This window comes from Mixta theicola, assembly GCF_002895925.1.
Classification (GTDB): Bacteria; Pseudomonadota; Gammaproteobacteria; order Enterobacterales; family Enterobacteriaceae; genus Mixta; species Mixta theicola.
The window spans coordinates 275,204-286,702 of record NZ_NWUO01000005.1 but is presented as its reverse complement, the minus strand read 5'-3'; the positions used below and the strand labels follow the sequence as shown (position 1 = coordinate 286,702).

The 11,499-nt window shown below is 52.9% G+C and carries 7 protein-coding genes; 4 read left to right on the top strand and 3 right to left on the bottom strand.

Features of this window, described 5'->3' with window-relative positions; translation table 11 throughout:
• A partial coding sequence (locus COO59_RS21030; protein ID WP_276308265.1) for a colicin D domain-containing protein occupies window positions 1–806 on the top strand: 806 nt, incomplete at its 5' end.
• A 1-nt stretch (window position 807) separates the two neighbouring features.
• Window positions 808–1,107: a colicin immunity domain-containing protein gene (locus COO59_RS09365; RefSeq protein WP_165786504.1), complete on the top strand. Its 300-nt coding sequence runs from the start codon at window positions 808–810 to the stop codon at window positions 1,105–1,107.
• 566 nt (window positions 1,108–1,673) lie between these two features.
• On the opposite strand, the gene COO59_RS09355 is transcribed toward COO59_RS09365, so the two are convergent.
• Window positions 1,674–2,698, bottom strand: a protein-coding gene (locus tag COO59_RS09355) for an IS3 family transposase (protein ID WP_103059524.1) whose coding sequence is annotated in 2 segments (ribosomal slippage) — window positions 1,674–2,470 and window positions 2,470–2,698 — 1,026 coding nt in all. Because the reading frame shifts where the segments join, the coding sequence is not laid out codon by codon here.
• 651 nt (window positions 2,699–3,349) lie between these two features.
• On the opposite strand from COO59_RS09355, the gene COO59_RS09350 reads away from it, so the two are divergent.
• Both COO59_RS09350 and COO59_RS09345 read left to right on the top strand, forming a co-directional pair.
• Window positions 3,350–4,573: an autotransporter strand-loop-strand O-heptosyltransferase gene (locus COO59_RS09350; RefSeq protein WP_409371636.1), complete on the top strand. Its 1,224-nt coding sequence runs from the start codon at window positions 3,350–3,352 to the stop codon at window positions 4,571–4,573.
• A gap of 84 nt (window positions 4,574–4,657) precedes the next feature.
• The gene (locus COO59_RS09345; RefSeq protein ID WP_103059522.1) at window positions 4,658–9,280 is read left to right on the top strand and encodes an AIDA repeat-containing protein; all 4,623 of its coding nucleotides are present in this window, start codon (window positions 4,658–4,660) and stop codon (window positions 9,278–9,280) included.
• A 218-nt stretch (window positions 9,281–9,498) separates the two neighbouring features.
• On the opposite strand, the gene COO59_RS09340 is transcribed toward COO59_RS09345, so the two are convergent.
• Together COO59_RS09340 and COO59_RS09335 are read right to left on the bottom strand one after the other, a co-directional pair.
• Complete coding sequence (locus COO59_RS09340) at window positions 9,499–10,485, bottom strand: alpha/beta hydrolase (protein ID WP_103059521.1); 987 nt, start codon at window positions 10,483–10,485, stop codon at window positions 9,499–9,501.
• A complete protein-coding gene (locus COO59_RS09335) occupies window positions 10,482–11,426 on the bottom strand; it encodes an MBL fold metallo-hydrolase (RefSeq protein ID WP_103059520.1) in 945 nt (314 codons plus the stop codon). The genes COO59_RS09340 and COO59_RS09335 overlap by 4 nt, the downstream gene beginning before the upstream one ends.
• Window positions 11,427–11,499 lie beyond the last annotated feature (73 nt).

The window sequence follows — 11,499 nt, the reverse complement described above, 5'->3', positions numbered from 1 at the left end:
TGATCTACCATGGTGAAGTGGTGATGCTGGACGGTTTTTCTGGGTCAAAAGGCGGGCTGTTTTATATCAATGAGCATGGCGAACTGATTTGCCGCGATCCGCTGGCGTTTAAGTTTGACGGGGCGCAGGATATTATCCGTGAATATAAAATATCGGTTGCCCGCCGGGACTACAGCAGCAGGAGCGGAAAGCCACGTCCCACCGCGTTACCTGAACGTTCATCCGGCATTAAACAGCCCGCTCCGCTCAGTACTATTAACAGCAAAGCCGCCGGACGGCTGCTGACCGCCGGTGGAATTTATAACGGCAACCCTGAAGGATTCAGACAGACTGCAGAGCAGCTGGGAGGCGATACGCCTGCCGGTTATGACCAGATGATGTCTGACCAGGCCAAAGGGTTGGTTATTGCGGGCGCTTCTGTTGCCGTTGTTTTCGGTATGGGTCGTTTAAACCCAGCTAATGCAATAGAAACGTTACCTAATCTGTCAAAACAGACCAAGCCATTATTATCAGATTCTGTTAAATTTGAATCACGACAACTACAGAAAAAATTCAAACATACTGTAGACTTCAATGTATCAGGTAACGCCAATGTAGAACGATTAAAAGCTTTTGAACAAGCCCTTAAGAGGCATATTGATCATCCATTAACACATAAAATTACTGGTAAGTATCGATGGAACCAGGATGTCTACCACTACTATAATCCTGAAACTAAGCTTGATGTAATGACTAATTTAGACGGCAACTTCATCTCTGGGTGGAAACTATCTAAAACTCAAATTGTTAACTTGAATGGTGAATAAAATGTCTTTTAACAAAAATGAATCATTTATTCTTTCCTTAATTGACTCTTTTATCTCAGGTGATATTACAGCACCGGAATTTGAAGGGGGATATATAAGGGCATGGCGAGAATACAGAGACTCGGATGTGCTGAAAGGAGCTGGTAAGGATACGCAACTTTTCTTTGATATGGTTTTTTCTTCAGTAGATTCTTATTGTTCCGATCCTGAATTAATCGATGAAGATGATCTGGACGAAAAAGGATTGTTAAATGAGGTGACGGAACTTAAAGCCTCCTGGAGACATTCGACTCTCTTTTAAGAGCGATATGTGGCTTAATATTACTCAGTAATAGTAGGTACAAAAAAATGAAACAGCAAATCAATTTGTAAATGAAGTTTTAATTAGTAAAAACAATGTAAAAACATATCTTTACAAAGGTGGTGTGGAATACAGGCTTCCTGATGAAAGAGGATTGCGCTGTAACTCAGATGAAACACTCTCTGGATTATTGGATCCTAAAATGCTGAGATAAAGATATGGATAACGATTTTGAAATAACCTTTTTTAGTGATTCTAAGTATGAAGAAATCACGGTGGAGATTTCTTATGGAGGTCAAATACTCTGCCAATTAAAAAAAGTTAGAGGCCCTTATAATATTGAAATCGAATTTTTTCAGACGCCAAAATTTTAGCTGAACAAAATTCCATGAAATTTAGTCTGAGTAGATTCTTACAGATTTTATCGGAAGCAACGGAAGAACTGGAAATATCTTAGCCAATACGAATTTTTGTCCAGCGGCCGGGATTTTAATGTATAACCAGCCTGCCTTAGCTCAAAATATGACGAATAATAAACATGGAATGTGAGTATAAATAGACCCTTTTTAGTTCCATGCACTTTTTGAGAGCCCGGCCTTGTGATGTTGTAGGTGGTATTCCTCCGGTGTCATGTTATTCAGTGATTCGTGCGGGCGTTCACAGTTATATTCTGACAACCCTCTTTCCGTTATTTCCCGCACTTCGTTCAGGGTTCTGAACAGATAAAAATCGAGTATTTCTGTACGATACGTTCGGTTAAAACGTTCTATAAAAGCATTCTGAGTTGGTTTCCCCGGCTTGATAAATTCCAGGCCATTATCCATGCGAAGCATCACGGGGTATCCCCGGTTTGCTGCGATCCTGTCCGGCACACGAACCACTCGCTGAGCGGGAAAATTCAGATCTGTTTCGATCGACAACGCTTCACGATTAAAGTCATCAACGACATTGAACGAGCGAAAATGACGACCGTAAATCAGAGCGTCATGCATGAAATCAACGGACCCGCTCTGATTTAACGCTTCTGGCGTAGCCAGCGGTGATGGATTACGCACCGGCAGACGCTGTTTACCTTTGCGGCGAAAATTCAGCTTAAGCAGACAGTAAATACGGTGGATCCTTTTATGATTCCACTGGTATCCCTGCCGCCGCAGAACCTGAAAAAACTTTGGAAAACCATATCGTGGATAGCGTTCAGCGGCAGCCTGTAATGCAAAAATAACAGGTTCGTCACGCGTGGTATCCGGACGGTAATGATAAACCGTTCTGCTCAGGTTCAGGCTTCGACAGGCCTGACGAATACTGAGCCCGAATGGTGTTATCAGATGTGTTACCCGCTCACGCTTAAAGGCTGGTTTTAAAGCTTTTTTTCGATAACATCTTTCAGTACCCGGTTTTCAAGACTGAGATCGGCAAACTTCTGTTTGAGACGTCGGCTCTCATCCTCAAGGTCCTTTATCTTTTTAATATCAGACGCTTCCATACCACCGTATTTAGACTTCCAGTTATAGCAGGTCGCTTCAGAGATACCGGCTTCCCGACAGACATCTTTAACAGTTCGTCCGGCTTCAACCGATTTAATCACGGTAATGCGTCAGGCGTTTTCACCAAAACGTGTAGCCGGAGCCCGTTCCAGTAAGATCAGCCAACGCGGATAGTGAAGGTCGGAACTCTGTGGCCAGTGAGACGGTAAATGCAGTCACTGCCATTTTACTGGCTCTATAAATTGTAAATAATGGCTTAACCTGGTTGGAAAAACACTTTTCTGAGGGCATAGCTGGCAAACTTCAACGATTAAATTCAGCCAGCGCAAAAATCCTTTTCTGCAGAATAATTTATTTCGCTGCGGCCCGACGTATGTCCTGGCCAGCCATAAGAAAAACTTGATAAAAAACAAGAGGTCTTCAGTGATGGGAAGTCGATCAAAATTAAGCTGATTCGCTGTAACTTCGCAGCAACAATGCTCCAGATGTGATTATTTCGCCTCCATTCAACGCATTTCTCTACCTTCCATGTCAAATTGTTCATCCGCCAGCCTGTTGTGATTCTGTAAGCATTTTTACATTAATGCTCTACAGAAAAATCTACTGCCTCCGATAACACCCAGTATATAGGCCATGTAATAAGAATGTTCTTATTTCGTTGGGCGGGGGAGAGATAATGAATAAACAATATTGCGGCTGGGTCGAGTCATTAACACCGGCAAAACATCTGATGCAGGGCGGGTGTAACGATGATTGATATGGTTTCATCGCCTGCTGTCACTGCCGCCGCGCTTTCCAGCTCTCAGGAAGCTGTACCGTATCCTTTTGTTGTTCCACCTGAGCAGCCCGCTATAAAAGGCCCGGCAGGCATTCTTTATGACTTCAATGATGGTGCTCGCGTGCTGCTGCCTGAAGGTCGCTGGCGGGTAATGCTGCTGGATGACGACTCAGGCAATGTTCTGTTCCGTTGTGAAACCGGCGCCGGGTGGGTTATTTCGGCCAAAAAATACTTTGTCCGCTTCCGCATCCAGGTCTGGCGTGGCGAAGAAGAGATCCCGCTGCTAGACGAAACGCTGTCTCTGAAAGATCGGGATGTGCTCATTTCCTTCCCCGTGGGCACGCTGGGCGACCTGCTGGGCTGGTTCCACTACGCAGAGCGTTTCCGCCTGCAGCACGGTTGCCGCCTTGAATGCTCGATGGCACAAAATATCATCACGCTGCTGGAAGGCCAGTATCCACACATTCATTTCTCTACGCCGAACGATGTGCGGGAGCGTTTTCCCTATGCCACCTACCGAGTCGGCTTGTTTTTCGGCGGCAACGACACGCACCAGCCAATCGACTTCCGTCAGGTGGGTTTCCACCGTATAGCCGGGCACATTCTCGGGGTTGATCACCGGGAAGAGGCGCCACGCCTGGATCTGAGTGCTCCGCGCACTATCGCTGAGCCCTACGTTTGCATAGGCGTGCAGTCCACCTGCCAGGCCAAGTTCTGGAACAACGGGCACGGGTGGGCTGAGGTTGTGACTCATCTTAAAGCCCTGGGTTATCGGGTGCTCTGCATCGATCGGGAATCCCGAACCGGGCAGGGCTTTGTCTGGAATCACATTCCCTACGGCGCGGAAGACTTCACCGGCAACCTGCCGCTACAGGCACGAGTGGATTTGCTTCGTCACGCCAGCTTCTTTATCGGTCTGGCAAGTGGTCTTTCCTGGCTCGCCTGGGCTTCGCAGATACCCGTAGTGCTGATTAGCGGTTTTAGCCTGCCCGGTGCCGAGTTTTATACGCCCTGGCGAGTATTCAGCAGTCACGGTTGCAGCGGCTGCTGGGACAGCCCGCATGAGACGTTCGATCACCGGGACTTTTTCTGGTGCCCGCGGCACAAGGGAACGGAACGTCAGTATGAGTGCACCCGACTGATAACCGGAAAACAAGTTAACGGCGTGATTGACCGGCTGCATACGCAACTGCGCGGTCATTAAGTCCAAATAAGCATTGAAAACAACACATGTGGCATGGGGCTGTATAAGCACCGGCACGCAACAAAACAACAGTGAGACAGAGATATGAACAGAGCGTACAGAATCGTCTGGAGCGCAGCGCGTCAGGCGTGGATCGTGGCGTCAGAGCGTGCCGGTTGCGGCGGATGTCCGCCGCTGGCAGTGAAGAAAGTGGCGGGCGCAATCCTGTTGTTGGGCATGACTGGGACCGCGGTCGCAGCTACCTATGACGGTTCTCAGGTCACTTATTACGAGCCATTGACGCTGAACAGCGGGGATATCGCCAACAGTGCTGTGGTAACAGATGGTGGCACGCTTAACGTTAATAGTGGCGGGCTGGCGAGCAGCAGTAACGTGGGCGGTGACTATTTTGTCGGCTACTACGCGCCAACTATTAACGTTAATAACGGCGGGGTGGCGACTGATACTTCCGTAACTTCGGGCGGCCATCTGTTCGTTAACAACGGCGGTAGCGCTACCCACACTACCGTAAACGCTGGCGGCTACATGAACATCAGCAGTGGTGGTACCGCCTTAAGTGTGAGCCAGTTATCAGGCGGGGCGCTTCAGACCACAACCGACGCCACCGTAAGTGGCACCAATGCGCTCGGCGCTTTTTCTGTAAGCGGGGGGCAGGCAAGCAATGTGTTGCTGGAAAATGGCGGCTTCCTTAACGTACAAAACGGACAGTCTGCTGACAACACGACGATACGACTGAACGGAGCGCTTCAGGTTAATGAGGGTGGCACCGCGACAAACGTGCTGCAGACATCAGGCGGGGCGCTTCAGACCTATACCGACGCCACCGTAAGCGGCACTAATGCGCTCGGCGCTTTCTCTGTCAGTAACGGGCTTGCTCAAAACCTGCTGCTTGAAAACGGCGGCTCTTTGTACGTTGAAAGCGGCGATTCTGCTGTCAGTACAACGCTTATGTCAAATGGCACCCTTACCGTATATCAGGGCGGTACGGCCACCGATGTAGCGCAGTCAACAGGCGGCGCGTTGCGGGCTTACACCGGCGCGACAGTTAGCGGCACGAACACGCTCGGAGCTTTCTCCATCAGTGGCGGGCAGGCAAATAACCTGCTACTTGAAAACGGTGGTTTTTTGTTCGTGCAGACAGGACATTCCGCGTCAGACAGCGTCGTTAACTGGGGCGGAACCGAATATGTTGAAAGCGGTGGTTTTGCGTTCAATACCACGGTCAATGCTGGGGGCGTTCTGAACGTCTTTGAAGGCGGTACGGCGACTAACGTGACGCAAAATTCCAGCGGCGCTTTACAGACTTACACGGGGGCGACCGTAAGCGGCACCAATGCGCTAGGGGATTTTTCTGTGAGCGGGGGGCAGGCAACCGATCTGTTGCTGGAAAATGGCGGCATTCTTTATGTGCAGGCGGGTGGTAATGCTTCAGAGAGTGTGATCGGGCAAAGCGGGACTCAGTACGTCAGCAGCGGCGGATCCGCTGTCAGCACGGCGTTGAATTCTGGCGGCAGGCTGGTGGTTTACAATGGCGGATCAGCGCTCACCGTGACGCAATCGTCTGGCGGTGCGTTACAGACTTACACCGGTGCAACCGTGAGCGGAACCAATACGCTTGGCGATTTCTCCGTCAGCGGTGGTCAGGCCAAAGATTTGCTGCTGGAAAACGGTGGCTGTTTGTATGTCGAAGCTGGCGGCACCGCCTCAGGCAGCGTGATTGGTCAGAGCGGGATGCAGTACGTCAACAGCGGCGGCTCTACAGACGATACCCTGGTTAAAGCAGGCGGCTATGAGCAAGTGTTTTATGGCGGCACGACAAATTCAACAACCATTTCCGGGGGCCAGCAGTACGTCATGAACGGCGGCGTCGCTTCCGCATCGACAGTTAATGGCTACGGAAATCTCAATAACTACGGTTCTGCGGTCGGGACGGTACTGAATAACGGCACGATGTATGTGCAGAATGGTGGCAGCGCAGAATCAACTCAGGTGAATGCTGGCGGTTATGAATATGTCAATTATGGCGGCGTAGCATCATCCACGACCGTCAGTGCTGGCGCCTCCCAGTATGTTGCGCGCGGCGGATCGGCAGTTTCGGCCATTCTGGCTGGCGGCGCCCAGACCGTTGAGGGCAGCGCCACCTCAACGAGCGTCAATTCAGGTGGCTATCAGGCTATCAATAGCGGTGGCAGCGCGACGGGCACCACGGTAAACAGCGACGGTTTCGTTTATGTCAGAAGCGGTGGGTCAGTAATCGATACCATGATAAACGCTGGTGGCGTGATGGATGTGGATTCCGGCGGTGTGGCTAAAGGCACCGCAGTGAACACGGACGGCGTGCAGAATGTCTTCGGCACAGCGACATCGACCGTCGTCGCAGGCGGTAAGCAGTATATTAACGACGGTGCCACAGCCAAATGGACAACGGTGACCGATGCTGGGTTTATGGTAGTTAACAGTGGTGGCACGGCATCCAGCGCCATCGTGAATTCAGGCGGCACGCTGAGTGTCAACACCGGGGGCATGGCGATGGACCTTGCCTTAAATGCTGGCGGCATGCTTGCCATTGCTGACGGTGGTATTGCGTCAGATGTTGCGCAGGCATCTGGAGCAGCCTTGCAGGCGAGCACTCAGGCCGTCGTGCAGGGTACAAATGCGCTCGGTGCGTTTTCCATTAGCGGCGGCCAGGCAAACAACGTGCTGGTAGAAAACGGAGGTCAATTAACGGTAAACAGCGGCGACTTCTCCACCGGTACGGTGGTTAATGCCGGGGGCACTGAAAATGTGCTCGGTACAGCAACCGGTACTACCGTAAATGCCGATGGGAAACTGGCTGTACTGGATGGCGGTAAGACATTCCAGGCCACCATCAACAACGGCGGCCTGCTGTCAGTCAGCAGCGGCGGCATCGCGTCTGATACCACTGTGGCCACCGGCGGCCAGCTGAATATTGCCGACGGTGCCGTTTTGACTTTGGCAAATAACAGCTTCGTCAACGAAGGCATCACCACTTACGACATCAGTAATAACGCGGTGTTGAATACCAACCTGACCGGCGGTGGGCAGCTCACCAAAAGCGGAACAGGTACGTTAACGCTTGTCGGCACGCTCAGCCAGTCACAGCTGAATCTGAATGACGGCTCACTGGTTATGGATGGCCTGCAAGCCGAGACTGATATTGTGGCCGTGTCGGGAACGTCACTGTCGCTGATCAACAGTACTACTCTGACCGGTATTATTGACCCGACCGACGTTAACATCGACCAGAGCAGTAGTTGGAATATTACCGGTGACTCACTGGTCGATACCCTGACCAATGCTGGCAGCATTGTGTTTGTGCCGTCGCAGGGAACGTTCACGCCACACACGCTGACCGTTACTAACCTCGCGGGTAACGGCGGCACCATTACGCTTAATACCGTGGCGGGCGACAGTAGCTCACTCACTGACAAAGTCATCATTGATGGCGGCCAGGCCACGGGCAGCACTGGTCTGCAGGTGCTCAATCGCGGCGGACTGGGTGCCCAGACCACCGGTAACGGCATTGCGGTGATACAGGCTATTAACGGTGCCACCACGGAAGCAGGTGCGTTCAGTATGACGCGTCCTCTGGTGGCGGGTGCGTACTCGTACAGTTTGTATCGTAATGCCGATCAGAGCTGGTACCTGACTTCGCAACAGACCGACACGACTAGCGGTGACACCACGCAGAATGGCGATACCTCAACAGGGGATAGCGTGATCAGCGCGCCGGTGAACTACCGTGACGGGATGTGGAGCTACGCGGCCCTGCCAGCGCTCTCGCTCGACTATGATCGTCTGCTGGCGGGCACGGCAGATACACGCTTCCATTATGCGCCGGATAGCCGGATCTGGGGACGCCTGGCGGCAGGCCAGCTGCACCACTCTGAAAGTGGCAGCCTGACAGGCGGCAGCGTACCGGAGAGCAGCGGTGCGTACAGCTTCCTGCAGATTGGTGGCGATCTCTGGCAACTTGACGGGGCGAATGCAGACTGGCGTGCCGGTGTATATGGCGCCACCGGCCTGATGCGTAGCGATGTCTGGCGCGACGGTGGTCAACGCGAAGCCGGCACAGACCGCGACACGGTCTATAGCGGCGGAGCGTATTTGTCAGGCCGTAGCCACTCTGGATTGCACGTTGATGGCGTGCTGCAGGCGAGTCATCACAGCCTGAAGGTCGCTTCGAACGACGGAACCAGGCTGTCCACTTCTGGCACCGGCTGGCTGGCCTCAGCGGAGGTAGGGCAGGCCTTTACGGTCGCACCGAACCTGGCACTGGAGCCGCAGTTGCAGTATACGGTGCAGGGCCTCAGCCTGGACGGTGCGCACGATGATGCCGCGTCGCTCAGCTGGTCCGACAGTCGCCGCCAGGCGGTACGTGCAGGCGTGAAGGTAGGCACACCGGAGGATACAAAAGCGACACTCGCCTGGTGGGTCACACCATCGTTCACGCAATCCTACGGTGGACACAGTGCAGTAACAGCCTCGGTCCCTGGTGTAAGCGGCTCGGAAGCCGCTTTCCATACAAAACTGTCAGGCACCAGCGTGGGTCTGGATGGCGGCGTGAGTGCGCAAATCCGCAAGAACGTCACGCTGGGTGTACAGGGTGGCTGGTCTGAGTCAACGCACGGTGGCGAGGCCGGAGGTTATTACGGTCTGGTTAACCTGGGCGTATCGTTCCGTTAATAAAAGGGTAAAACACCGGGCGTTAACGCCCGGTGTTCAAATCAGGCTTTTCGTTTCAACCGCTTTTTTCGCAAGAAGCGTAGCTGGTTTTACAACCTAATATCCCATCTGACATTTAAAACCCTCTATTCATAAATTGATTCCTGGTGTAGTGGCCGGCTAAGAGCGGACATATACCTATGTCCGCTTGTCGATTGTCTGCTTTAGCGGCTCCAGGCTTATTCCCTGAATCGATGAGCGGGTTCCTTCAGGAAGTTGATGATTGCATCGAAGGCCTGCCAACGGCCCGACTCCATCAGGATCATGTGAGTGCCGCCACCAATCTCTATCCAGCGCCGGTAGGCGGCGCTATCGAAGCGCTTGAACAGATCCTGCATCATATCGGCTCGCACGTCTTGATCCCACTCGGCGTGAACGAGCAGTACCGGTGCGGTAATCGCGCTCGGGTCATAGAGCGGTCGATTGGCGAGCCAATGCTCGCGGACATCCTGGATGGCTCCACCAGGGGCTCGGATGGTACCCGGCTCGGCAGCGTCCGGATCGGTGGAGGAAGTGACAGTCGCCCATTGTTCGAACCAACCGGGTGGCAACAAGCCTTCGTGCTGGTCGGCTGGGACACCGGCTAGCCACGCCTCGCGAAAGGCGTCGACATGTATCAGACGCCACGCTGTCAGCGGCTGTCCTGCATCGATGCGCAGTGGAAGATTCGATAGCCATAGCGGTGCCACCAGCACGAGCTTTTCAATATATTTGTCATGCCGTTCGGCATAAATCCCCGCGACCGAGCCTCCCCATGACATCGCTACGACGCTGAGGCGCTCGATGCCATTCTCGGCGAGGACATACTCAACTGCTGAGGCAAGATCACGTGCCGCGACCCGTGCCGGCGTCAGTGGTGATGCGGTGTCGGGCGGTGCCGCCATTTCAGATGGACGGGTCGAACCGCCATAACCGCGGGCATCTACCGCCCACACGTCGAATCCAGCCGTGGCCAGCACATTCATGAACGAAATGCCATCCACAGGAACATCGAACAGGCTCTCGCTGGGGAAAGTGGCACCGTGTATCAACATCAATGTCGTGCTCGAACTAGCGCGGCCGATGTCGCGTCGGCGCCTGCGGAGTAGCTGCAACTGGATGTCAGCGGTATCACTGTCGATGAGATAAGTTTCGCGTAGCAGTACGCCGGTCGTATTGTCGTTCATGGCCGGGCTCCCTGAATAAATTGCCAATCGAAGCCGTGAGTCTGTCGGCTGACTTTGCCAACGGAGCTATCTCCGAAGTGAGTAGTGAAAACCAGTGCGTCGAGTTCGACAGCGAGTTGCATGGCCTTGTGACGGGACTGCTGCGCCGCCGTTGGAAACTCGCAGTATACTGAATTGGTCTCAGGGCGACGGAACTGGAGCGGATGATGCATGACGTCACCCCAGAACAAGGCAGTTTCACCCCGTGAGGTCACTGAGATGGAGGCATGATCGATGCTGTGGCCAGGTGTAGAATGGAAACGGAAGCCCTCGATCACGGTATTGTCAATCTCGATGCGTTGATCCAAACCTGCCTCGACGACGGGCATCACGCTATCTTCGAAAACGCCGTCGAGTGGCTGGTGACGCGGTGTGCCTATTCCTGCCTGCCGCTGAATGCTTGCCACTGCCCCCCGCTCGCGAGAAAGCGCCAGATTGTAGCGATATTCACGTTCGGAAAAGACGTAGCGGGCATTTGGAAAGGTTGGTACCCATCGTCCGTCTTGTAGCCTGGTGTTCCATCCCACATGGTCGGCGTGAAGGTGGGTAAGTAGAACAAAGTCCACCGTCTCAGGCGATACGCCGATCGCCTGCAAACGCTCCAGGAAGGGCTCTTTGAGCTGGTGAAACAATGGTGTCGCTGGGCGTAACTTGTCATTGCCGGTAGCAGTATCGACCAGGACGGTGTGAGTCGGAGTCTGTACTACCCAGGCGTGAATACTTTGCCGAAGCAGGCCGTTCTCAAAATCGTAACTTCGCTTACCCCAATGACTTGCATCGCTGATCAGCCCCTTTAAATTGTCTTCCGGGAAGAGCTGGGCGGCATCTACTGCATCAAGCGCTAACTCTGGCACCTTGATGATCCGAGCATCTCCGACGAGAAAGGTTTCGTGGGTCGTCATAGTTTTTTCCTGTTGACTGATGATGAAACTCAGCGTACTACTGGAAATATCATTAACCAAATCGATTTAAATA